This window comes from Actinomycetospora sp. NBRC 106378 (assembly GCF_030269685.1).
Taxonomy (GTDB): domain Bacteria; phylum Actinomycetota; class Actinomycetes; order Mycobacteriales; family Pseudonocardiaceae; genus Actinomycetospora.
The window spans coordinates 585,478-606,943 of the sequence record NZ_BSTT01000002.1 but is presented as its reverse complement, the minus strand read 5'-3'; the positions used below and the strand labels follow the sequence as shown (position 1 = coordinate 606,943).

Below are 21,466 nucleotides of genomic sequence, written 5' to 3'. Positions count from 1 at the left end.
TCAGCCCGCCCACGTCTCGGCGAACGTGACCTCCGCGGAGTCGTCGGCGTTCTTGTAGAACTCCCACACCGCGACCGTGCCGCTGCCCGTGCCGAACCGGGCGTCGCGGACGGACGTGGCCGTGCCGTCGGGCAGCCGGAGGACCACCGTGTCCCCGGCGGTGACGACGTCGACCGTGCGCGGCGTGCCGTCCTGCGGCAGCGCGAGCCCGTAGTCGTCCCGGGCGATCTCGCGGACGCGGCCGCCCTCGAGCACGCCGGCGATCCACCGGTCCGGGGTGAACACCAGGTGCAGGTGCCCGTCGACGCGGTCGACCTCCGGGGCACCGTTCCACGCGACGAGGGCCGCGGAGCCCGACGTCGTCCCCGGCCCGAAGGCGATCCGCGCGCCGATCCGCCGCACCGGCGCCCCGAGCGGCTGGGTCACGTACGCCGCCGACGAGCGGGCCGGGAGGTTCCCGACGAGCACGCCGCCGCGCAGCGAGGGCCGGGCCGTGGTGTTCGAGAGCAGCGTCGTGAAGGGCACGCCCTCGTCCCCCGCGGCGGGCAGCGGACCGTCCGGGCGACCGGTCCAGCGGGTGTGGCGGCGCAGGGGCACGTCCGGGACCCCCGCGACCGGGGTCGCGAGGGCCGACGCGCCGCACCCGGCGAGCGCCCCGAGCAGCGCGGCGCCGCCCAGCCCGAGGACGCCGCGCCGGGTGAGCGTCACCGCACGGCCCGGTGGGCGCCGCCGCCGGACGCGCGCCGCGTCGACCACAGGTCGAAGCTCGCGACCGTCCCCGCCGACCGGCTCTCCAGCCCGACCAGCGCGGGCCGGGCGGGGCCCGCGGCCGGGGCGAGCCTCGGGGCGGAGCCGATCCCGCCGTCGGAGCGGGACGTGGCCGGCACCGCGGGCGCGGCCCGGGTCTCGCCGTCGCCGGTCAGCACCGTGCCCACGACCCGGGCGCCGACGGCGCGCAGGGCGTCGGCCGCGGCGGTAACGGCCTCGGCGGGCGTCGTGCCCGCCCGGCACAGCAGCACCGCGCCGTCGGACCCGGCGGCGAGGACGGCCGCGTCGGCGACGGGGCCGAGCGCCGGCGCGTCGACGAGGACGACGTCGTGGGTGGCCCGGAGCCGCTCGAGCACCGTGCCGAGGGCGCGCGAGGCGAGCAGGCCCGACGGGTCGGTCGGGACCTCACCGCTGACCAGGACGTCGACGCCCCGGTGCTGCTGCAGCGCCGACTCGAGCGCGCACCGACCGCGCAGCACGTCGGTGAGGCCCAGGTGGCCGTGCAGGCCGAGGCGCTCGCCGAGCACCGGGGCGCGCAGGTCGCCCTCGACCACGGCGACCCGCCCGGTCGCCGCGAACGCGGACGCGAGGGCCTGGACCAGGCTCGTGCGGCCCTCCCCCGACACCGCGCTGGCGACGGTGATGACCCGCACGGCGTCGTCGACCTCGGCGAACGCGAGGTTCGTGCGCACCCGCCGGACGGCCTCGGCGTGGTCGCCGCCGGCGTCGAGCGTGTCGGGCAGGAAGGCTCCGCGCACCGTGGGCAGGCTGCCGAGCGACGGGGCGCCGACGAGCGCGGCGAGGTCGGCCGGGCGGCGCAGCGAGCGGTCCGTGGCGGCGGCGACCACGGCGGCGGCGGCCCCGAGCAGCAGCCCGACGACCACCCCGACGACGAGGTTGACCGACCAGCGCGGGAACACCGCCGTCGGGTCCACCACGGCCGCGTCGACGGTGGCGACCGTGACCGCCGGGGTCCCCTGCCCCGTCCCGGCCGGCCGCTCGAGCTGCCCCACGACCTGGGAGAAGCGGGCGGCGACGGCGTTCGCGAGGTCGGCCGCCTGCTGCGCGGAGTCCTCGGTGACGGTCACCTTCATGACCGTCGAGTCGGTGTCGGTGGTGACCGCGACGTGGTCGGCGAAGTCCGCGGTCGACCCGGGGATGCCCGCGGCGTCCATGACCGGGCGCAGCACCCGCTCCGAGGTGAGGATCTCGGTGTAGGACTTCACCCGCTGCTGGGAGAGCAGGACGCCCTGGTAGGCGTTCTGGGCCGAGGTGTCGTCGACGGCCGAGACGTACAGGCTGGCCGTGCCGGCGTAGTGGCGGGGCAGGAAGGCCGTGACGCCCGCGGCGACGGCGAGCCCCACGGCGAGGCCGGCGACGAGCAGCAGCCAGCGGCGGCGGAGCGCGGTGAGCAGGGCGACGAAGGTCATGACGGTTCTCCCGGGGCGCCGGAGCGGACGAGGGCCGGTGGGGACGGGACGGCGGTGGACAGGGGCCTGGTCGGGTCGGCGGCGGGCGCGGCCGACACGGCCAGCCCGGCGAGCAGGGCGAGGGGGACGTAGAGGTAGAGGTCGGCGATCTGGTTCTCGACGACGCCGACCACGAGCCAGGCGGCGAACGCGACGACCAGCGCCCGCGCGGGGCCGGCGGCCGCGCCCCCGGAGCGGGCGAGCGCGGTGCCGTCGAGGAGCGCGCCGGCCGCCGTCGTCAGGAAGGCGAGGAGCAGGAGCGCCCCGCCGGAGGCACCGAGCTGGAGGTAGATGCTGTGGCCCTCGGTCATGACGGCGAGGCCGATGCCCCGCAGCGGCGAGTGCTCGATGTCGAGGGCGGCCTGGGCGTGGATGCGGGCCCGGATGGCGTCGGACTCGGCGGCGCTCTCGGCGCCGGAGAGCCGGAGCGCGGTCCCGAGCCGGTCGAGCATCGTCGGGAAGAAGGCGACGAGGAGCGTGCCCGCGCCGAGCGCGCCGCCCGCGAGCGGGAGCAGGGTCCGGCGGCCGAGGCGGTCGACGGCCAGCGCGACGACGACGGCGGCGAGGGCCACGACGAGCCCGCCGCGGGACCCGGAGACGAACAGCCCGCCGCCCATCACCGCGGCCGCCGTCGCCCAGAGCAGCCGTTCGCGGCGGTGGGTGGAGAGCACGAACCACACCGCGACGGGGGCGGCGAGCCCGACGGACAGGGCGAGGTGGTTGGGCTGGGCGGTGAGGCCCGCCTGCCGTCCGCCGACGTCGACGCTGATGAAGTGGGCGCTGATGGCCGTCAGCCCGGTCTCGTCGGCGAGCGCGACCGCCGCGTTGACGGCGGCGCCCAGCACCCACGCCGCGGTGAGCGTCCGGGCCAGCCGGGTCCGGGCGTTCGGCTCGCGGCCCGCCACGGCGAGGCACACCGCCAGCGGCAGCGCGAGCGCCGGGACGATCCACCGGACCCCGTTGAGCAGGTTCGCGATGCCCGGGCTCGGGATGGCGGCCGCGGTGGCGGCGTCGATCGGCACCCCGAACCGCCCGCTGAGGTAGCCGCGCTCGACCGGGAACAGCACCGAGCACACGACGACCAGCAGCAGCGCCGCGGGCAGCGGCCACACCCACCGCGGCACCTCGAGCCGCACGCCACCACCGACGGCGAGCAGTGCCAGCACCACGAGCGCCGCGGCGAGGAACAGGTGGCCCAGCGGGAGGCCGAGGGAGACCCCGTTCCACGTCGCCGTGGCCACCGCGCAGGCCAGCAGCGTGACCCCGAGGTCGCCCGCGCCCCGCAGCACCACGACGAGTCCGATCCCGACGACGAGCGCGAGCGCCGGCACGGTCGAGGTCACCCCCACCAGCCGGGTCGCGTCGAGCACGAGCAGCCCGGCCACGAGGAGCGCGACCACCCCGCCGAGCAAGAGGACGCGGTTCACGCCGCGACCCGGGTCCGGACGACGGGGGTGGAGCGCTCCCCCGTGGTCGCGGCGACCGCGGCCCCGAGCGCGACCAGCGAGGAGGCCGTGAGCCCCCACGCCAGCCCCGTGACCCCGGAGCCGGCCGCGCCCCCGACGACGAGGCCCGCTCCGGCGCCCGCGAGCATCCCGGCGGCGGTGACCACCTGGAGCGCGAACAGCGAACGCGCCCGGCGCTCACCGCGGATCTGGGCGAGGAAGGGCACCGCGAGGGCCGCGAGGGCCGTCTGCAGCACGATCGGCACGACGAGCCCGGCGTGGCCGACGTACTGCGGGAACAGCAGCCCCATGAGGGTCTCGCGCAGCGGGATCGCGCCGAGCAGGACCACGCCGAGCCCGGCGGCGCCGAGGAGGGCGACCCGACGGGCCCGCAGCAGCCCCGCGCGGTCCCCGGCGACGGCGTGGCGCGCCATCACCGGGGTCGTGAGCACCAGCAGCGCCGCGAGGACGGTCACGGGCGGCTGGAACACCAGCAGCTGCACGGCCCGCAGGCCCGCCACGTCGTCGGCGGTCAGCACCACCCCGGCCGCGAACAGCACCAGGTACACCTGGGCCTGCCCGAGCACCGAGGTGAGCGTGAACCAGCCGGCGAGGTGGCGGGACTCCGCGAACCAGCGAGCCGCGTCGCCGAGGTGCCGCGCCTCCGGCGTCACCACGACGACGGCGGCCAGCGCGACCAGCGCGCCGACCCCCCACGCGGCCGCGACGCCGGCAACCGAGATGCCCGCACCCCCTATCGGCGTGCTCGATTGCTCTGTCAGGAGATAGGCCCCGAGGACGAGCCCCTGGGCGAGCAGCCAGACGACGTCGATCAGCAGCGCCCGGCGGGTGTCGGACCGGGCGAGCAGGACGTACCGGCCGGCGTCGACCGCGACCGCACCCGGCACCCACACCGCGAGGGCGAGCAGGGCGTCCCCGACGGGGCCGTCCCAGGCGAGGCCACCGATCACGCACACCGCGAGGCCGCCCACGCCGAGGACGACCGCGGCCGCGAGCGCCGCGGAACCCAGCGGTGGGCGCCGCGCCACGTCCACCGTCGGGAGGTGCGCGAGCAGCGGCTCCCCGATCACCGCGCGGGCCGCCGCGCACAGCACCGTCACCACCGCGTACGCGGCGACGAACGCCCCGAACGCCTCCGGCGCCAGGACCGCCGACGCCACCAACGCGGTCAGGTAGTTGCTCGCCGAGCTCACGATCTGGTCCGTGATCCCGACGATCCCCGTGATCGCCCGTCCCCGGCCCATCGTCAGGCGATCTCGGACGTCGTGCGGTGCAGGAACGCCATCGCGGGGTCGAGCGCCCGGGCGGGCCGGGCCGGCGACCCGGCGTAGACCTGGTGCTCGACGTGCAGCGCCTTGGTCACGGTCGAGCCGGCGGCGACGATCGAGCGCGGCGGGACGACCGCTCCCGGCAGCAGCACGCAGTGCGTCGCGACCATCGCGTACTCGCCGAGCCGGATCGGGCGGGCGTCCTGGACCATGTTCTCGACGTCCACGGCGTGGGTCTGCACGATCGACCCGAAGCCCGCGATCGCGGCGTAGTCGCCGAGCTCGACGAGGTCGCACGCGTCGATGAGGTGCAGCGCGGAGATCATCGAGTGGTCGCCCATGACCAGCTCCGGACGCCGGCTCTCCAGGCCCGCGAAGTAGCCGGTGGAGCGCCGGACCGAGTTGACCCAGACGAGCATGAGGACCACGGCGCCGGTCCCCAGGACGACCCGCTCGCAGCCCCGCATGACGACGAGGTGGCCGATGCGGGCGCGCTCGCCCAGGACGAGACGGTCGACGTCGATGAACGAGTGGCCGATCGACGCAGTGGAAGCCAGCTCGTAGCCCAGCAGGTGAGTGTGGACGAGCCGGCGCAGGCGCCGCGGCAGCACGACGGCGATCGCGGCGGCGAGGGTGCGCAGCGTGCGGTGGGTGATCATGCGGGCACCCCGACCCAGGGCTGGGCCACCGCGAGGTCCTTGCGGACGGTGAAGCCGAAGATGTTGCCCTGCCGGCGCGCCACGGTGTTCAGGCCGCCGTTGAGCAGCCCGATCACGCGCTCGCGCCCGCCGACGGCGGAGCGCATGCTCGCCGTCAGGGCCCGGTCGGACCCGATCAGCCAGCGCGAGTGGAACTCGATCGGCACCGCGTGGCCGGGGTCGAAGCTGGCCACGGTCTTGCGCACCTCGTGGCGGGTCCACCGGTAGACGTGGTTCGGGGTGCCGGTGCCGTCGACCCCGCCGGTGGTACCGCCGCCGTCGGCGACCGCGTCGTGCTCGTAGACCCCGGCGAGCCCCAGCGAGCAGGCGAGGCGCATGAGCGGGGAGTCCTGGTTCTCGACGGCCACCACGGTGTGCCGGGCGATCCGGTACATCTCGTGCAGTGCCTGGTGGGGCCGGGAGCAGTGGTGCAGCCCGGCGTGGCCGATGACGTGGTCGAAGCTCGCGTCGGCGTAGGGCATGCGGTGGGCGTCGGCTCGGGAGACGGAGCGCAGCGGAGCTCGACCGTCGGCGCCGTGACCGTCGGCGAGGCGCGACGACGGCGAGTCGGGCGCGAGGTTGGAGAACGTGCAGCGGGTGAGCCCGACCCGCGCGGTGACGGCCTCGTCGAAGGCTCCGGCGAACTGGACCAGGATCGCGTCGTCCCGGGCGATGACCCCTCGGTCGAGCAGGTCGGTGAGGATCGCGGCGTAGGTGCCGCCGCCGGCGTCAGCCATGGCAGGTCTCCCGGTAGAGGTCGGTGAGGGTGGACACCCACGCGCGGGTGGAGAAGTGCTGCTCGTAGGCCGTGCGGGCCCGCCGGGAGAGCGCGGGCCGGTCGCGCTGCACGTCCTTGAGGGCGACGGCGAGCTCGTGCGCGTCGTTCCGGACGACGAGCCCGGTGCCGTGCCGGGCGATGTCGTCGGCCGCCCCGTTGCCCACGAAGGCGACGACGGGGACGCCGGCCGCGAGTGCCTCGACGTAGGTCAGGGGCGGTCCGGCCTCGGCCCACAGGCTCGGGACGACGAGGCCGGTGTAGCCGGCGAGCCGGGTCCGGACCTCCTCGTTCCCCATGCCCCCGAGGAAACGGATGTTCGGCCGGTCGCCGTGGCGGCGCCCGAGCTCGGGCTGCTGGTCGCCGGTGCCGATCAGGTCGAGCGGCAGGTGCGCGGGCCAGCCGTCGAGCAGGGCTGCGACCCCCTTCTCGGCGGAGAGCCGGCCGACGAACAGCCACCGCGGGGCATGGACGTGGTCGGCGTCGTGGGTGGTCGCCGCGAGGTCGGCGACCGCGTTGGGGACGACGACGAGCCGGTCCCGGTCCACCCCGGCGGCGAGGTACTCGTCGGCCGCGCGCCGGGAGATGGTGATCAGCCGGTCGGCCCGGCGGACCACCGGGTGGTTCACGGCGCCGCCGCGGGTGGCGACCGCGAGCGGCAGGGTCGCGATCCGCGAGTGCTGGAAGCAGCGGTGGGTCACCGCGGCGCTCGGCGTGTGGATGCAGTCGGTGCAGCGCTTCCCGTCGCGCAGCAGCGTCCCGGCCGGGCAGATCGGGCGGAAGTTGTGCAGCGTCGCGACCAGCGGGCCCTCCCACCGGGCGAGCCAGCGGGTGCCGAAGTTCGGGAAGAGGTTGTGCACGTGGACCACGTCCGGGGCGATGCGGCGCAGCATCGCCGTCGGGTCCGGTCCGAGTCCGGTGGCGACGGTGGCGGCGGCCTCGAGCGGGTAGGTGCGCCGGCGGCGGCGGAGGTCGTTGTGCTGGGCGACGACGACGACCTCGTGGCCCGCGTCCTGCAGCGCCTGCGCCTGGGCGTCGACCACCACGTTCTCCCCCGAGGGCACCTCGGTGTGGTGGTAGCTGTGGACGAGCGCGATCCTCACGCCGGCTCCACCCACGAGTTCGGGAGCCGCCGCGGCCCGCCGTCGCTCACCCCGACGTCCGTGGCCACCTCCGGGAGGGGCTCGTGGTCGGGCCGGGAGCGGGAGGCGGCGAGCCCCTCGACCCACGCGACGTAGGCCGCGCGGGCCGCGTCGACGTGCAGGACGTCGTGGGCGAACAGCTGGCCGCGCAACCCCATGGCCTCGGCCTCGTCGGGCGCCAGGCGGACGTCGATGACGGCCTCGAGGAGGGCCCGCGGCGAGCCGGGCTCGACGGTGACGCCGGCCTGGGAGACGGCGATCTCGGCGCTCGCGGCCGAGAGCCGCTCGGTGGCCGCGACCACCGGGCGTCCGGCGGCGAAGTACGAGGTCAGCTTGCTGGGGACGCACATCTCCGCCACGCCGGGCTGCTCGTTGAGCACGAGGACGTCGGCGGCGGCGAGGGCGTCGGTGAAGCGCTCGGTGGGCAGCGGGTCGAGGAACTGGATGCGCCGGACGCCCTGCGCGTAGGCCCGGAGGTGGTCGCGGCGGCTGCCGTGACCGAGGAGCACGAAGCGGATCGGGCAGCCGTCGAGGTCGGCCTGGCGGGCTGCCTCGACGACGTTCTCCAGCCCCTGCTTGGCGCCCATGTTCCCGGCGTGCAGGGCGATGATCTCGTCGTCGCGCCAGCCGAGCTCGCGACGGATCGCGCTGACGTCGGCCGGACGGCGGGTGGCGGTGGGGACGTGGGTCCAGTTCCGGATCGTCGTGATGCGGTCCTCCGCGACGCCCATCACGGCGAGCGAGGACCGGAAGCGCCGGTGGATGGCGACGACGCCGTCGGCCCGGGCGAGCAGCCGGCGCTCGAGGGCGGCGGCCGTGGCGGCGGCACGGCCGGACCCCAGCGCCGTCTCGGCGAGGGCGTGGCCGTAGAGGTCCTGCGGGATGACGCCGACGGCGGTGCGTCCGGGGCGGCGCAGGGTCGCGGCCGCCGCCACCGAGAGCAGGGCCGGGCTCACGGCGACGACGACGTCGGGGCGGGAGCCGCTCCGGGTGACGACGCGCGTGGCACGGGCCGCGAAGGCCGCCTCCATCGCGACGCGTCCGGGGCCGATCGGGTTGACCGGCACGGGGTGGGCGACCCGCGTGACGCGGACGTCGCCGTCGCGCTCCTCGACGGTGCGCCGCTGGTAGGCCGGGTCGACCCGCCAGTGCGGGTAGTGCGGCAGACCGGTGACGACGTGGACGTCGTGGCCCGCCTCGGCGAGGAACCGGGCGAGCCCGGTGGTGTAGGGGGCGATGCCCGTGGGTTCCGGGGCGTAGTTGAGCCCCAGGACGGTGACCCGGAGCCGCGACTGCGGGGTCATCGTTCACCTCCGTCGACGATCGGTGCGCTGGTCCCCGACAGACAGCGAGCGGTACGGAGCCTTCGCGTCATACGACGACGTTCTGTGACAGACGACGTCGCATCCGGAGGTTCCAGCTGCCCCATTCGGGGTAGCTACGGGCTGGAAACGGTGGGTCGGTGACTCCGTGACGCCAGATCGCCAAGAATCTCGGAGAACTACGCGGCGCGATCGGAGCACTACGCCACGATCGGGTGGCGCTACCGGCGTCCGAAGTTGCTCCGTCTGCCGCTTGATCTTGTCGAACATGTGTTCGATGATGGGTGTATGGCGATCGAGGCAGAGTGGGACCCCGAGGTGGGGTTGCCGCTGCCTGCGCCGCCGTCGATGTGGGACGAGGACCCTGACGAGCCCGCGTTCGAGCCGCTCGATGGCGACGAACTCGCATGGCTCGAGTACCTCGACCGCGTCGTCCCGGTCGGCGAGCAGTGCCCGTGGGACGACGAGCCCGAGGAGCCGGTTGCACCCGAACCGGGTTGGGCGGTCCCGGGAGTGTCGGACGAGGCGCCGCCCGAGGAGGGCCTGTCGGCGCAGTCGCTGGCCGAGCTCGCGGAGTTGTCCGACGCCGTCCGAGCCCAACGGCTAGCCGGGGCGCGGGTGTACCGGGCGTTCACCGCGGTCCGCGCGGGGAACGTGCTGGCCGAGTCCGGGTACCGCAAGCTCGCGCCGTTGCTCGAAGACCACGTGCGCCTCGACCGGGTCGCAGTGGTGCGGCTGGATCGGCACGCCGAGGCGTTGCACGACACCGTCACCCCCACCGGCGCCACCACCCCCGCCTCGCTACGGGCGACCGCGGGTGCGGTGCAGGACGGGGTGGTCGACGCCGATCACGTCGAGGTCATCGACAAGGTCATGACCCGGCTGCGAAAGGTTTCCGGGTTGGACGACGCCGTGCTCACGGTGGCCGAGGAGCAGCTCGCCGCGCTGGCGGCGACGCATTCCCCGAAGCGGCTGTACGCGGCCGCCCAGGTGATCGCGGACCGGCTCGACCCCGACGGGGCCGCTCCGAAGGACGACGATCCGGCGGGGAACGAGTTGCACTACGCGACGCGGCGCAACGGGAATCTGCACGCGAAGCTGGTGCTGCGTGACCCGGCCGCGGCGGCGTTGTTCGACGACGCGATCCGCGCCGCCACCCCGCCGCCGGCGTCGGCGGCTGTGGCCGATCCCGACGCCGAGCCCGGGCAGGTGTTGCGGGACGAGGCCCGTGACACCAAACCCGCCCGCCAGGCCTCCGGGATGCTCGACCTGATCTCCGCCTCGCACCGCGCTGGGCTCGACCACATCGAGGAGGAGCAGGCCCCGGGCAGCCCCACCGCCTCGATGCCGCTCCCGGACCTCGACGACCACAGCGAGACGGATTGGCTCGGCGACGACCTGCCAGGCAACGGCACCCCCGAGGCGCCCGCTTGCAGCGACGAGTCGCCGCTGTTCGGCGCCGGGCCACCTGGCGAGCCAGAGCAGCCACCGGACCCGTCGCCGCCCACGCCGTGGACCCCACCGGACCCGGCAGCCATGACCCTGCCCGGGCGGGAACGGGTCACCCTCACCGTCACCCTGGACTACGAGACGCTGCGCCAACAACTCACCGACACCGGCACCGCGCTCGCACTACTCGGCGACTCCACCTGGATCCGCCCCGACACCGTGCGCCGGTTGGCGTGCGACGCCGACGTCATCCCGATCGTCCTCGGCTCGAAGGGCGAGGTCCTCGACGTCGGCCGTAAGACCCGGTCGATCCCCACCGCCACCGGACGCGCCGTCACCCTCCGGGATCGGCACTGCGCGTTCCCCGGCTGCCGCCGCCGCGCCCGCACCGCCCAGATCCACCACATCCAGCATTGGGCCCACGACGGCCACACCGAACCCGACAACCTCGTGTGCCTGTGCCGGTATCACCACGACCTGGTCCACCACAGCGGCTGGGACGTGATCATGGTCGATCACCTGCCCTGGTTCCGACCACCGGCCTGGCTCGACCCCACCCGCACCCTCCGACACAACCGACCCTGGCAACTGGTCGGGCGCGGCGGGTGAAAGCCGTACGAAAGGCCGGGCAGGTGTGATCAGCAGCGTGAGCCGCGCGCGCCGACACACCGCCCCGCCGGGGGGAGGGGGCGGTCGAGCGCCGGGGCCGCACAGGGCGACGGCGGCGGTCATCACGACCGCCGCCGTCGCCGCGGTCGGGTGGCTCGCCGCGCCGTGGATCGCACTGGCACGGCAGGGCACGCTCGACGTGCAACGCGTGCGGTCCTGGCAGCACGAGCAGGACGTGTGGGACGAGCAGGTCCCGCCGGTGATCCCGCTACCCCGCCGCGCGCCCGCCGAGGAGTGCATCCGCGCCCTCTAGCCGCTCCTCGAGCTCGGCCAGCGAGTGGACGTGCAGGTCGGGGCGGGTCACGGTCGCGGCGACCGGTGTCGCACCCGACCCGGCCTGTCCGTGCCGGCGCTCCACCCAGGCGGTCCGCAGGCCGAGGGCGTGCGCGGCCCCGATGTCGTGGTACTGGCTCTGCGCCACGTGCAGCACCTCGTCGCGAGCGATCCCGACCGCCGCGAGCTTGTCGAGGGCGGCCCGGAACATGCGCGGGTCCGGCTTGTTCACGCCCACCTCGTCGACGGTCACCGCGTCGTGGAACGGATGCCCCAGCACCGGTCCCCATGCCTCGACCGCCGCCCGGTCGGCGTTCGTCAGCGCGACCAGCCGGAACCGCTCGCGCCACCGACCGAGCACCTCCGCCGCGTCGGGGAACGCCGGCCACGACGGGAGCGACCGGCGCAGCGGTGACGGCGACCCCTCCAGCTCCGGGATTCCGAGCTCGGCCGCCAGCCGCGTCGAGATCGGGTCGAGCATCGCCGGGAACGGCAGCTCCGGGCTGAGGCGCTGCACCACGTCCTCGGCCGCGCCGAACGCCGCCAGCACCGATCCGTCGTCGGGGGCGTCGAAGGACCGGACGCACCGCAGGATCCCGGACTCGAAGTCGATCAACGTCCCGACGACGTCGAAGGTCAGTGCGCGGATCATGGCGGGCTCCTATACCGATTGGTTTACCTGCTGACCTTCACCCACCGGTCGGTATACCGTCAAGGGGTGACCACTCCGGCGGGGCAGCGCATCCTCGAGACCGCCTCGGCCCTGTTCTACGCCCACGGGATCACGGCGGTCGGGGTCGCGGGGATCGCGGAGGCCGCGGGCGTCACGAAGAAGACGCTGTACGACTGCTTCGGCTCGAAGGCCGCGCTCGTCGCCGCCTACCTGCAGCGCCGCCACGACCGCTGGTGGGCCGACCTGCAGGACCGCCTGGAAACGGCGGACAGTGTCGACACCGTCTTCGACACCTACCTCGCGCACCCGCAGTTCGACACCGCACTCGGGTGCGGCTTCCAGCGCGCCGCCGCGGAACTCCCCCACGACCATCCGGGCTTCGCCGTGATCCGCGCCCACAAGCAGGCGGTCCGCGACGAGCTCGAGCGCCTCACCGGGGACCCGGACCGCGCCGACCACGTCTTCCTGCTCCTCGAGGGCGCGGTCGCCCGCCGGGCTGTGGAGGGCACCACGGACGCCCTCGACCGCGCGCGCCGGCTGGCCACCGGTTGAGCCGGGGCATCCCGCACCGGGGAACCCCGGCCTGGCCACGATCCGACCACGGCGACAAGCTCGGGGCCATGCTCACCGCGGAGCGCATGGACGCCCTGATCCGGCGGTACTTCGACGGCTGCAACGACGCCGACGTCGACGGCATGATCGCCTGCTTCACCCCGGACGCCGTGCACTACTTCCCGCCCGGGATGTACGGCGGCGCGTGGCGGGGCGCGCGGACGATCGCCGAGAACTGGGCGCACCGGGTGGCGACCCTCGGCTCCGCGTGGACGATCGACCGCCTCCTCGCCGACCCCGCGAGCGCCCAGGCCGTGATCGAGTGGAGCCACTTCAGGACCGCGGAGGGCACGGTCCTGCGCGGGGACGAGTGGTACGTCTTCGACGAACCCAGCGGGCTCATCGCGGAGATCCGGGCCTACTACGCCTCCCCCGTCGATCCGGCGCGATCCGAGCTCGCCCTCGACGGCTTCGACTACGCCGGGCGCGGCTACCCGCTGACCTGCCCGGTCCCGCGCCCACATCCGTCGCAGGCGCGCTGACCTCGCAGGCGCGCCGACCTCGCAGGGGCACCGATCGAACGACCGACCCCACCGGTCGAGCGCATCTCGGAGCGGACACGGCCTGGTGATCTTCTGAATCGATCGTCCGAACGGAGTAACGCACTGCGCCATTGAGGCGCTATCCCCGTAGCGTCGGCCCAACCAGGGCCTCGGGGGGAGGTGTCGTGCCAGTGCCACGGACGAGGTCACGCCGGGCCGTGCTCGGGGTCGCCGACCAGGTTCTCAGCTCCGGCACGAACTATCTCACCGCGTTCATCGCCTCGGTCGTCCTCGCTCCCGACGGGTTCGGCTACTTCGTCGTCGCCTACGCGGTGGTCACGATCTACTCGGCCGCCGTCCGCGCGTTCGTCGGTGAACCGCTGCTCGCCCACCTCCCCTCCGTCGACGACGAGGGGCATCGACGTCGCCTCGTCGCCTCGTCGCTCGGCGCCGCCGCCGTCCTGGGGATCGTGGGCGGACTGCTGGCCCTCGCCGTCGGGACCCTCGTCGGCGGTCCGCTCGCCTGGCTGACCGCGTTCGCCCTCTGGCTGCCGGGCGCCCTGGTCGCCGACGCGGGCCGCTACGCCTGCTTCGTCCGCTCCGACACCGCGAAGGCCCTCGCGATCGACACGGCGTGGGCGGCGGCGCAGGCCGTGGCCCTCGGCGGCATCGCCCTGGCCGGGACCTGGTCGGTCACGGCGCTCGCCGCCGCGTGGGGGGTCGGGGCCCTGGGCGGGATCGCACTCCTGCCGCTCCTCGGGCTCCCCCGTCCCGCCGACCCGCGGCCCTGGCTGCGCGAGAGCCGCTACCTCGCCGGCTGGTTCACCGGTGTCAGCATCATCGGGCAGAGCCAGGTCTACGTCGTCCTGCTCCTCGCCGGCCTGCTGCTCTCGCACACCGACGCCGCCGGTCTCCGCGCGGTCCAGCTGCTCGTCTACCAGCCGCCGATGACCTTCATGGCCGCCGTGCTCGTGCTGCTCACCCCGATCTTCGCCCGCCGCGCCGTGGCCGGCGACCGCGTCGCGCTCGACCGCTTCCGCACCCTGACCCTCGGCGCGATGGCCGTCCTGGGCCTGGTGGTGCTCTCCGCGATCCCCCTGCGCCACGTGCTGCTCGAACTGCTCTTCCCGCGCTACACCGCGTTCAGCCCCCTCGTCGTCCCCGTGGCGATCCAGTGCGCGCTCGCCGGCCTGACCGTCGCCTTCCACGCGAAGCTGCGCGGGATGCGGCGGGCCCGCGCCCTGTTCGGCGTCCAGATCGTCATGACCAGCGGCGTCCTCACCGGCGCGGCCCTCGGGCTCCTCGTCGGCGGCGTCGACGGGCTCGCGTGGGGCATGGCGATCGCCGGCGCGGTCTCCCTGACCGTGATGGCGGTGGCCGCCGAACGCGCCCCGCTCCCCGTCGGGCCCCGGGCCCAGGAGGTCACCGTCCCGTGAACCGCCGTTCGTTCCTCCTCGGCGGCCTCGCCGCCACCACCCTGCTCCCGCTGGCCGCGTGCGCCGCCCCGGCCTACCCGGTGCGCGCCGCCCAGACCGGCCCCGACCTGCGCACGGTCTGGCGCTCCCACCCCGACGGACCCCTGCCCGCCACCGGCGACGAGGGCGTGCCCCTCGACGTCACCAACCTCGGTGTCCGGGCCACGCCCACCGTCCGCGACGGGGTCGCCGTGGGCAACATCGAGGGAGCGGGCGCGATCTACCTGACCCAGGCGCTGGGACGTCCGGTGCGCACCATCGGCGCGCGGTTCGGGTTCGGCCCGGGCGATCCGACGGCCGGCTCGCTCTGCCTCGCCACCTGGCTCGGCCGGCCCATCACCGACACCAACTGCCACCTCGTGATCGGCCCGACCCGCTGGATCTTCTCCGTCGCGTCCGGCACCACGCTCACGGCCCTGCGGGACGGACCGGTGAACCTCCCGCAGGACGGCTCGCTGCACACCGTCTCCGTCGACCTCGACGGCGGGCCCTCCGCCGTGATCCACCTCCCCGACGGGTCGGTCGAGACGGTCACCGACCCCTCCGTCGCCGACGTCCGCGGCACCGTCCCGGGCTGGGAGTTCTTCTCCCTGCGCCCCGGCGGCGCCACCGTCCTCCTCGCCGAGAGCTGGGCCTCATGAGCACCCGCCTGACCCAACTGCGCGCCTCCTTCGACGCGCCGAGCCTCCCGCCCGTCCCCCTCACGGGCATGCAGTTCCTCGTGCCGCTGCTGTGCTTCGTGGTGCTGCTGGTCGTCCCGACCGCGCTGTTCTTCGCCCCCGTGCTCGAGGGCAACCCCGAGCTCGGGCTCCCGGCGCTGCTCTTCGCGGTGGCGGTCGTCTACAGCGCGGCCCGGCTGCTCGGACTGATGTGGCAGGCGCGCCCGCAGTGGCTCACGATCGGCTTCTGGATCTTCACCTACTGCTGGATCGCCGTCGCCGGGCTCACCCAGGCGCTCGCCGACACCAACCCGCTGGGCGTCACCCTCACCCCGGACGAGCAGGTGCGCCAAGGGCTGGTCGTGCTCGTCGGGATGGTCTGCTTCGACGTCGCGTCCCGGATGCGCCCCGCCGCCGTGCCCGCCGGCCCCGGACGGCTGCTCAGCCCGCGCCGCGTGCAGCTGCTCGGCTGGTTCTCGGTGGCGATCTCGCCGTTCCTCGTGCTCGTCCTCGGCGGGCCCACCGCGCTGCTCTCCAGCCGTGAGGCCGTCTACGACACCCTCTCCGAGCAGGGCCTCTACACCGACGCCAGCAACGCCGTCGGCGGCACCCTCGCGACCTTCGCCAACGTGCTGCCCTACGTCGCGCTGCTCACCGTCGGCAAGCTCCTGGTCGACGACCGGGCCTTCCGCCGGCTCCTCGGCAACCAGGTGCTCTTCGCGCTGCTCCTCGGCATCAACCTGCTGATCAACAACCCGATCTCGAACTCCCGCTTCTGGGCGTTCACGGTGATCCTCGGCGTCGTCTACCTCTACCGCCGGACCGCCCGCCCGCTGGTGCTCGCGGCGTTCGTGACGCTGTTCGCGATGAGCTCGCTCGTCGTCTTCCCCTACCTCGACGCCACACGGGTCAGCGACTCCACCGCCCGGCTCTACAACCTCCACCAGAACGACTTCTCCCGTCCGGTCGACTACGTCCTCGCCAAGACCGACTACGGGTCGGTCACCGACATCGGGATCGCCCTGCGCGTCACCGACGTGAACGGCTTCCAGCTCGGCGAACAGCTCGCCGGCGACCTGCTCTTCTGGTTCCCCCGGTCGGTCTGGCCCGACAAGCCCGACAACACCGCGGTCCTCATCGCCCACCAGATCGGCTTCAAGTTCACCAACCTCGACTCCCCGCTGTGGGCCGAGGGCTGGGTGGACTTCGGCTGGCTGGGCGTCGCCGCCTTCCTGACGGCGGGTGGTCTGGCGGCGCGCCGCCTCGACGACGCGCTGGGCCGCGCCCGCCTCTGGGCCGGCGGCGGCACCCCGCTCGTCGCGGTCCTGGTCCCGGCCGTCGCCGGCTACGAGTTCATCCTCCTGCGCGGCTCGCTGCTGCAGGCCATGGCCCGCGTCGTCGTCATGGTCGGCGTGCTCTGGCTGCTCTCCACCCGGCCGTCCCCCTCGGCCGTTCCCGGTCCCGTTCCCGACGCCGGGTCGTCCCCGGCGCCCGCCCTCACCGGAGATTCGCGATGACCACTCTCGAGCAGCGCCCCGTCCCCACCCCGGAGTCGGCCGCGCCGCCACCCGTCGTCGGGAACGAGGCCCCGCTGGCCCACGTGTTCCCCGAGTACGGCGCCGGTGGATTCACCCGCCTCGACGGCACCGTCGAGTTCTACTTCCGCGTGAACGCGCTGATGAGACCGACCGACGTCGTCGTCGACCTCGGCGCCGGGCGCGGGAAGTTCCTCGAGGACCCGGTGCCGGCCCGCCGCGAGCTGCAGCGGCTGTGGCCGCGCTGCGGCGAGCTCATCGGCCTCGACGTCGACGCCGCGGTGACCGAGAACCCGGCCCTGACCCGCGCCGAGGTCTACGACCCCGACGGCGCCTTCCCGCTGGCGGACTCGTCGGTCGACATGATCGTGTCGAACTGGACCTTCGAGCACGTGGCGAACCCCGGCGTCCTCGCCGCCGAGATCCACCGCGTGCTGCGCCCGGGCGGGTGGCTGTGCGCGCGGACGCCGCGCAAGTGGGGCGTCGTCGGGATGAGCGCGCGGCTGGTGCCGAACGTGCTGCACCACCGGGCGCTGGCGCGCCTGCAGCCCGCGAAGCAGGAGCGCGACACGTTCCCGGTGGCCTACGAGCTGAACTCCCGCGAGGCGATCCGGCGCTGGTTCCCCGAGCGCGGCTTCGACCACCACGTCTACGCGATGAGCGCCGAGCCGTCCTACGTCGGCGGCTCGACGCTCGCGATGCGGACGCTGCTCGGGGTGAACAAGGTGCTGCCCTCGGCCGCCGGCGCCACCCTCATGGTCTTCCTGCAGAAGCGCTGAGCCGTGTCACCGTCGCCCTCACCCCCGCTCCAGCGCGCGCTGCACGCGGTCGGCGATGAGCCGGTGGCCCGCGTCGGTCGGGTGCACGCCGTCGCTGCCGATCAGCGGCGGCGACGCGGTGTCCGCCCCGGCGAACCAGTTCTCGCGGATCGGGTCGATGTAGGTCGCCCCGGCCGCGAGGGCGGGCGCGCGGACCGCGTCGCTGAGCGCCTCCAGGCTCGGCGTGATCGTGCCGTCGGACCACACCGGACCGATGACGATCAGCCGGACGCCGGGGAGCCGCTGCTGCAGCTGCCGGTAGAGGTCGGCGGCCGCGGCGGAGACCTGCGGGAGCGGGGTGAGGCCGTCGTTGCGCGACCCCTGCACGACGACCGTGGTCGGCCTGACCGCGACCGCGCGGTCGAGCTGGCCCGCCGCGAAGTCCTGCGTGCCGGGCGAGGCGTAGACGTAGCCGGTACCGCCGACGGCCACGTCGGTCACCGTCCAGCCCCGCGCGACGCCGACGATGCTCGTCCAGTTCGCTCTGCCGACCCCACCGAGCTTCGTGCCCTGCGAGATCGAGTCACCGATCACCGCCACCGTGCTGCCGCGGTCGACTCCGACCGCCTCGGCGCTCGCGCCCACGTCGTTCCACCGCAGCGTCACGCCCAGCACCACCGCGACCACCAGCACGAGGACCAGCACCCCGGCCCCGACCGACACACCCCGTCGCGTGCCCGGCCTCAGCCGTCGCCACTGCTGCCTCGCCTGCCACACGTACCGGTTCACCCCGTGACCCCCTTCATCGACCTGGAGCTCCCATGACCAGCCCCGAGGCACCGACCCCGGTCCCGACCGTCCGGCCGGGCACCGAGCTGGTGCCGGACATGCCGACCCAGCCGGGCGGCCTCGACCGACGCGCCCGCATCGCCCGTGCCTCCGCCGCGACCGCGGCACCTCCGCGCCCGACGACCCCGCCCGCACCGGCCGTCACGCCCGTGCCCGTCGTGGACCTCAACGAGGTGCCGCCGTTCGACGACCCCCGGGCGCGGCCCGCGTGGCGCGTCGTCCTGTGGTGGGTCGTGCAGCGGCTGCTGGTGACGAACTCGCTGCAGCCCTCGTCGGCGCTGCGCGCGCGGGCGCTGCGGGCGTTCGGGGCCGAGATCGGCGCGGACGTGATCATCCGCCCGCGGGTCCGGATCCGGTTCCCGTGGAACCTGACCGTCGGCGACCGCTGCTGGCTCGGCGAGGGCGTCTGGATCTCCAACCGGGACCGCGTGGTCCTCGGGTCCGACGTCGTGCTCTCGCAGGAGACGTTCGTGACGACGGGCTCGCACGACCGCCGGCACATGGGTGTCGTGACCTCGCCGGTCGTCGTCGAGGACGGCGCGTGGGTGACGACCCGCTGCATCGTGCTGCGGGGCGTGCGCGTCGGGCGCTCCGCCATCGTCACCCCCAATACGGTCGTCGACCGGGACGTGCCGCCCGGTGCCGTCTACGGGGCCCCGCGGGCGTCCGTGATCGGGGAGCGCTTCTGATGATCCCGTCGTCCACGCGATCTGCTGAGCCGTCCGTCGCTCCAGCATCCCCGAGCGCTGCTCCGATCGGCGGAGGGCACACACCCGTTCACCCGTTACGGGGACCGCTGCCCGCGACGCCCGGCGCGGTCCGGACCCTGCTCGTCCTCGTCGTCGGGCTGCTCCCCGCCTCGCGGGTGAAGAACCTCCTGCTGCGCGGGCTCGGGCACCGGGTGCACCCGAGCGCCCGCGTCTCCCCCTGCCTGCTGATGCACGTCGGGCGGCTGGACCTCGCCGCCCGCGCCCGGATCGGCACCGGCACCGTCATCCGCTCGGTGCGCCTCGTGCGCTTCGCGGAGGACTCCGGGGTGCTGCAGTGGAACTGGATCAGCGCGGTCCCCGCCTTCGCGCGCTACGAGCCGGACGACGACCGCCCGGGCACGTTCGTCATGGGCCGGCACGCCGCCCTGATGAGCCGGCACTACCTCGACGTGAGCGGCGGCCTGTCGATCGGCGCGTTCACCTCGATCGCCGGGGTGCGCTCGACGTTCATCACCCACGGCGTGGACGTCACGACGAACACCCAGCGCCCGCACCCCATCGTGATCGGCGAGCGCTGCCTGATCAGCAGCAACATCGTCTTCGTCCCGGGCTGCTCGATCCCGGACCGCTGCCTCGTCGCCATGGGTTCGGTGGTCAAGGGCGACCTGCCACTCGCGGGCCACCTCTACGCCGGCAGCCCGGCGACCGCGAAGCGCCCCGTCGACGGGGACCACTTCGACCGCACCGAGGGCTACGTCTCGGTCTCGCAGCACGGGGACGGAGAGCGGGCATGACCGCGACGATGCACGCGCTGCAGGAGTCGGCGCACGGCCGCGACCACGACTACGTCACCGGGTCCCCGCACCTGCAGCACGCCCGCCTCAACGGCTGGATGCGCGACACGCTGAACGGGGTGGTCGCCGCCCTGGCCGACCGCTCCGCCGCGCGGCCGCGGGTGCTCGAGGTCGGCGCCGGGCACGGGCCGTTCACCGAGACGCTGCTGGCCGCGGGGGCCGAGGTGGTGGTCACCGAGATGAGCGCGCCCAGCGCCGAGCACCTGCGGGCCCGCTTCCGGCACAACCCGCTCGTGCAGGTCGTCCACGACTGCGACGGGGACCTCTCCGGTCCCCCGGACGTCGACCTCGTGGTCTTCATGTCCGTGCTGCACCACATCCCCGACTACCTCGCGGCCCTGCGCGCGGCCGCGGACCGCGTCCGCCCGGGAGGCGCGCTGATCAGCTTCCAGGACCCGCTGCAGTACTCCACCCAGTCGCGCCGCTCCCGCGCGTTGGCGAAGGCGGCGACGCTGGCGTGGCGGGTCGGGCAGGGTGACGTCACGCGCGGGGTCCGGACCCAGATCCGGCGCCTGCGCGGGGTCTACGACACCGCGAACCCCTCCGACATGTCCGAGTACCACTGCGTCCGGGACGGCGTCGACTCCGCCGCGGTCGCCGCGCTGCTCGCCGAGCGGTTCGGGACGGTGTCGCTGCACCCCTACTGGTCCACCCAGGCGACGTGGGCCCAGTCGCTCGGCGCGCGCCTCGCGCCCGCGAACACCTTCGGGGTCGTGGCGCTCGACCGTCGATCGTCCACCTTGGGTTGACGCTATCTTCAGCGTCAACCTAGGGTGGACGCATGACTCCTCCCTCGGCGCCGGTTCGCCTCGACGACCTCATCTCCGCGATCACCACGGTCCACGACCAGCCGCTCGACCAGCTCTCCGACGCGGTCCTCACCGCCGAGCACCTGGGCGAGGTCGCCGACCACCTCATCGGCCACTTCGTCGACCGGGCCCGCCGGTCGGGGGCGTCGTGGACCGACATCGGCCGGAGCATGGGCGTCACGAAGCAGGCCGCCCAGAAGCGTTTCGTGCCGAAGGGCGGGACGAACGACCTCGATCCGCAGGAGGGGTTCCGACGGTTCACGCCGCGGGCCCGCGGGGTGGTGGTGGCCGCGCAGGAGGAGGCCCGGTCGGCGCGCAGCCCCGAGATCACCCCCGGCCACCTCGCCCTCGGTCTGCTCGCCCAGCCGGAGGGGCTCGGGGCCCGGGTGGTGACCGGTCAGGGCGTGAGCAGCGAGGCGCTGCGGCGCAAGGTCGCCGAGGGGCTGCCCGCCCCCGTCGAGGAGCCGCCCGCCCTCATCCCGTTCGACACGGGGGCCAAGAAGGTCCTCGAGCTGACGTCCCGCGAGGCCCTGCGCCTCGACCACACCTACGTGGGCACCGAGCACCTGCTGCTGGCCCTGCTCGAGGCCGAGGACGGCGCGGGCGTGCTCACCGGGCTCGGGCTGGACAAGGCGCGGGTCGAGGCGGAGGTCGGCCGGCTCCTGGCGGCCACGAGCCAGGAGCCGTGAGACCCGCCGTCAGGACCCGCCGTCAGGACCCGCCGTCAGGACCCGCCGTCAGGACCCGCCGT

At 74.6% G+C, this 21,466-nt stretch carries 22 protein-coding genes; 12 read left to right on the top strand and 10 right to left on the bottom strand.

The window, feature by feature from the left end; translation table 11 throughout:
- The 8 genes from QSK00_RS07235 to QSK00_RS07200 are packed head-to-tail and all read right to left on the bottom strand — an operon-like array spanning position 1 to position 8,890.
- Positions 1 to 708, bottom strand: coding sequence for a hypothetical protein (locus QSK00_RS07235; protein WP_285589022.1), 708 nt, complete (start codon positions 706 to 708; stop codon positions 1 to 3).
- Positions 705 to 2,198, bottom strand: coding sequence for a tyrosine-protein kinase domain-containing protein (locus QSK00_RS07230; RefSeq protein ID WP_285589020.1), 1,494 nt, complete (start codon positions 2,196 to 2,198; stop codon positions 705 to 707). The genes QSK00_RS07235 and QSK00_RS07230 overlap by 4 nt, the downstream gene beginning before the upstream one ends.
- Positions 2,195 to 3,664 (bottom strand): O-antigen ligase family protein, encoded by a 1,470-nt coding sequence (locus tag QSK00_RS07225; protein ID WP_285589019.1) that lies wholly within the window; start codon positions 3,662 to 3,664, stop codon positions 2,195 to 2,197. The genes QSK00_RS07230 and QSK00_RS07225 overlap by 4 nt, the downstream gene beginning before the upstream one ends.
- On the bottom strand, positions 3,661 to 4,947 hold the full coding sequence (locus QSK00_RS07220; RefSeq protein ID WP_285589017.1) for an MATE family efflux transporter: 1,287 nt from the start codon (positions 4,945 to 4,947) through the stop codon (positions 3,661 to 3,663). Before QSK00_RS07220 ends, QSK00_RS07225 begins: the two co-directional genes overlap by 4 nt.
- Before the next feature lie 2 nt (positions 4,948 to 4,949).
- On the bottom strand, positions 4,950 to 5,630 hold the full coding sequence (locus QSK00_RS07215; protein ID WP_285589015.1) for an acyltransferase: 681 nt from the start codon (positions 5,628 to 5,630) through the stop codon (positions 4,950 to 4,952).
- On the bottom strand, positions 5,627 to 6,406 hold the full coding sequence (locus tag QSK00_RS07210; protein WP_285589012.1) for a class I SAM-dependent methyltransferase: 780 nt from the start codon (positions 6,404 to 6,406) through the stop codon (positions 5,627 to 5,629). Before QSK00_RS07210 ends, QSK00_RS07215 begins: the two co-directional genes overlap by 4 nt.
- The gene (locus tag QSK00_RS07205; RefSeq protein ID WP_285589010.1) at positions 6,399 to 7,547 is read right to left on the bottom strand and encodes a glycosyltransferase; all 1,149 of its coding nucleotides are present in this window, start codon (positions 7,545 to 7,547) and stop codon (positions 6,399 to 6,401) included. The genes QSK00_RS07210 and QSK00_RS07205 overlap by 8 nt, the downstream gene beginning before the upstream one ends.
- Positions 7,544 to 8,890, bottom strand: a complete 1,347-nt coding sequence (locus QSK00_RS07200) for a WcaI family glycosyltransferase (RefSeq protein WP_285589009.1) — start codon at positions 8,888 to 8,890, stop codon at positions 7,544 to 7,546. The genes QSK00_RS07205 and QSK00_RS07200 overlap by 4 nt, the downstream gene beginning before the upstream one ends.
- A 306-nt stretch (positions 8,891 to 9,196) precedes the next feature.
- Here QSK00_RS07200 and QSK00_RS07195 point away from each other — a divergent pair, with 306 nt between their 5' ends.
- Both QSK00_RS07195 and QSK00_RS07190 read left to right on the top strand, forming a co-directional pair.
- Positions 9,197 to 10,966 carry an HNH endonuclease signature motif containing protein gene (locus QSK00_RS07195; RefSeq protein ID WP_285589008.1) on the top strand — a complete coding sequence of 590 codons (1,770 nt, stop codon included), beginning with the start codon at positions 9,197 to 9,199 and terminating at the stop codon, positions 10,964 to 10,966.
- A 37-nt stretch (positions 10,967 to 11,003) separates the two neighbouring features.
- Positions 11,004 to 11,279 (top strand): hypothetical protein, encoded by a 276-nt coding sequence (locus QSK00_RS07190; protein WP_285589007.1) that lies wholly within the window; start codon positions 11,004 to 11,006, stop codon positions 11,277 to 11,279.
- On the opposite strand, the gene QSK00_RS07185 is transcribed toward QSK00_RS07190, so the two are convergent.
- On the bottom strand, positions 11,235 to 11,951 hold the full coding sequence (locus QSK00_RS07185; RefSeq protein WP_285589006.1) for an HAD-IA family hydrolase: 717 nt from the start codon (positions 11,949 to 11,951) through the stop codon (positions 11,235 to 11,237). The two genes, QSK00_RS07190 and QSK00_RS07185, sit on opposite strands and share 45 nt — an antisense overlap.
- 66 nt (positions 11,952 to 12,017) lie before the next feature.
- Here QSK00_RS07185 and QSK00_RS07180 point away from each other — a divergent pair, with 66 nt between their 5' ends.
- The 6 genes from QSK00_RS07180 to QSK00_RS07155 all read left to right on the top strand — a co-directional run bounded on the left by QSK00_RS07180 (position 12,018) and on the right by QSK00_RS07155 (position 17,514).
- A complete protein-coding gene (locus QSK00_RS07180; RefSeq protein WP_285589003.1) occupies positions 12,018 to 12,524 on the top strand; it encodes a TetR/AcrR family transcriptional regulator in 507 nt (168 codons plus the stop codon).
- A 68-nt stretch (positions 12,525 to 12,592) separates the two neighbouring features.
- Complete coding sequence (locus tag QSK00_RS07175) at positions 12,593 to 13,066, top strand: nuclear transport factor 2 family protein (RefSeq protein ID WP_285589001.1); 474 nt, start codon at positions 12,593 to 12,595, stop codon at positions 13,064 to 13,066.
- Positions 13,067 to 13,251: 185 nt separating this feature from the next.
- The gene (locus QSK00_RS07170) at positions 13,252 to 14,502 is read left to right on the top strand and encodes an MATE family efflux transporter (protein ID WP_285588999.1); all 1,251 of its coding nucleotides are present in this window, start codon (positions 13,252 to 13,254) and stop codon (positions 14,500 to 14,502) included.
- Positions 14,499 to 15,182 (top strand): hypothetical protein, encoded by a 684-nt coding sequence (locus tag QSK00_RS07165; protein WP_285588998.1) that lies wholly within the window; start codon positions 14,499 to 14,501, stop codon positions 15,180 to 15,182. The genes QSK00_RS07170 and QSK00_RS07165 overlap by 4 nt, the downstream gene beginning before the upstream one ends.
- Positions 15,179 to 16,717, top strand: a complete 1,539-nt coding sequence (locus QSK00_RS07160; RefSeq protein WP_285588996.1) for a hypothetical protein — start codon at positions 15,179 to 15,181, stop codon at positions 16,715 to 16,717. Before QSK00_RS07165 ends, QSK00_RS07160 begins: the two co-directional genes overlap by 4 nt.
- On the top strand, positions 16,714 to 17,514 hold the full coding sequence (locus tag QSK00_RS07155) for a methyltransferase domain-containing protein (RefSeq protein WP_285588993.1): 801 nt from the start codon (positions 16,714 to 16,716) through the stop codon (positions 17,512 to 17,514). The genes QSK00_RS07160 and QSK00_RS07155 overlap by 4 nt, the downstream gene beginning before the upstream one ends.
- Positions 17,515 to 17,532: 18 nt before the next feature.
- Here the strand turns inward: QSK00_RS07155 and QSK00_RS07150 are convergent, their stop codons facing one another.
- Positions 17,533 to 18,216, bottom strand: coding sequence for an SGNH/GDSL hydrolase family protein (locus QSK00_RS07150; RefSeq protein WP_285588991.1), 684 nt, complete (start codon positions 18,214 to 18,216; stop codon positions 17,533 to 17,535).
- A gap of 98 nt (positions 18,217 to 18,314) precedes the next feature.
- Between QSK00_RS07150 and QSK00_RS07145 the strand changes: the two genes are divergently transcribed.
- The 4 genes from QSK00_RS07145 (at position 18,315) to QSK00_RS07130 (ending at position 21,404) form a co-directional block, all read left to right on the top strand.
- A complete protein-coding gene (locus tag QSK00_RS07145; protein ID WP_285588990.1) occupies positions 18,315 to 19,031 on the top strand; it encodes an LbetaH domain-containing protein in 717 nt (238 codons plus the stop codon).
- Positions 19,032 to 19,207: 176 nt separating this feature from the next.
- Positions 19,208 to 19,846, top strand: coding sequence for an acyltransferase (locus tag QSK00_RS07140; RefSeq protein WP_285588988.1), 639 nt, complete (start codon positions 19,208 to 19,210; stop codon positions 19,844 to 19,846).
- Positions 19,843 to 20,655: a class I SAM-dependent methyltransferase gene (locus QSK00_RS07135; protein WP_285588987.1), complete on the top strand. Its 813-nt coding sequence runs from the start codon at positions 19,843 to 19,845 to the stop codon at positions 20,653 to 20,655. Before QSK00_RS07140 ends, QSK00_RS07135 begins: the two co-directional genes overlap by 4 nt.
- Positions 20,656 to 20,687: 32 nt before the next feature.
- Complete coding sequence (locus QSK00_RS07130) at positions 20,688 to 21,404, top strand: Clp protease N-terminal domain-containing protein (RefSeq protein WP_285588985.1); 717 nt, start codon at positions 20,688 to 20,690, stop codon at positions 21,402 to 21,404.
- Positions 21,405 to 21,466: the final 62 nt, after the last annotated feature.

Bases quoted from the DNA above. Each gene is read 5' to 3' on its own strand.
- QSK00_RS07230 (WP_285589020.1), bottom strand. From the start codon at position 2,198: ATGACCTTCGTCGCCCTGCTCACCGCGCTCCGCCGCCGCTGGCTGCTG.
- QSK00_RS07220 (WP_285589017.1), bottom strand. From the start codon at position 4,947: ATGGGCCGGGGACGGGCGATCACGGGGATCGTCGGGATCACGGACCAG.
- QSK00_RS07215 (WP_285589015.1), bottom strand. From the start codon at position 5,630: ATGATCACCCACCGCACGCTGCGCACCCTCGCCGCCGCGATCGCCGTC.
- QSK00_RS07210 (WP_285589012.1), bottom strand. From the start codon at position 6,406: ATGGCTGACGCCGGCGGCGGCACCTACGCCGCGATCCTCACCGACCTG.
- QSK00_RS07200 (WP_285589009.1), bottom strand. From the start codon at position 8,890: ATGACCCCGCAGTCGCGGCTCCGGGTCACCGTCCTGGGGCTCAACTAC.
- QSK00_RS07195 (WP_285589008.1), top strand. From the start codon at position 9,197: ATGGCGATCGAGGCAGAGTGGGACCCCGAGGTGGGGTTGCCGCTGCCT.
- QSK00_RS07185 (WP_285589006.1), bottom strand. From the start codon at position 11,951: ATGATCCGCGCACTGACCTTCGACGTCGTCGGGACGTTGATCGACTTC.
- QSK00_RS07175 (WP_285589001.1), top strand. From the start codon at position 12,593: ATGCTCACCGCGGAGCGCATGGACGCCCTGATCCGGCGGTACTTCGAC.
- QSK00_RS07160 (WP_285588996.1), top strand. From the start codon at position 15,179: ATGAGCACCCGCCTGACCCAACTGCGCGCCTCCTTCGACGCGCCGAGC.
- QSK00_RS07155 (WP_285588993.1), top strand. From the start codon at position 16,714: ATGACCACTCTCGAGCAGCGCCCCGTCCCCACCCCGGAGTCGGCCGCG.
- QSK00_RS07145 (WP_285588990.1), top strand. From the start codon at position 18,315: ATGACCAGCCCCGAGGCACCGACCCCGGTCCCGACCGTCCGGCCGGGC.
- QSK00_RS07135 (WP_285588987.1), top strand. From the start codon at position 19,843: ATGACCGCGACGATGCACGCGCTGCAGGAGTCGGCGCACGGCCGCGAC.
- QSK00_RS07130 (WP_285588985.1), top strand. From the start codon at position 20,688: ATGACTCCTCCCTCGGCGCCGGTTCGCCTCGACGACCTCATCTCCGCG.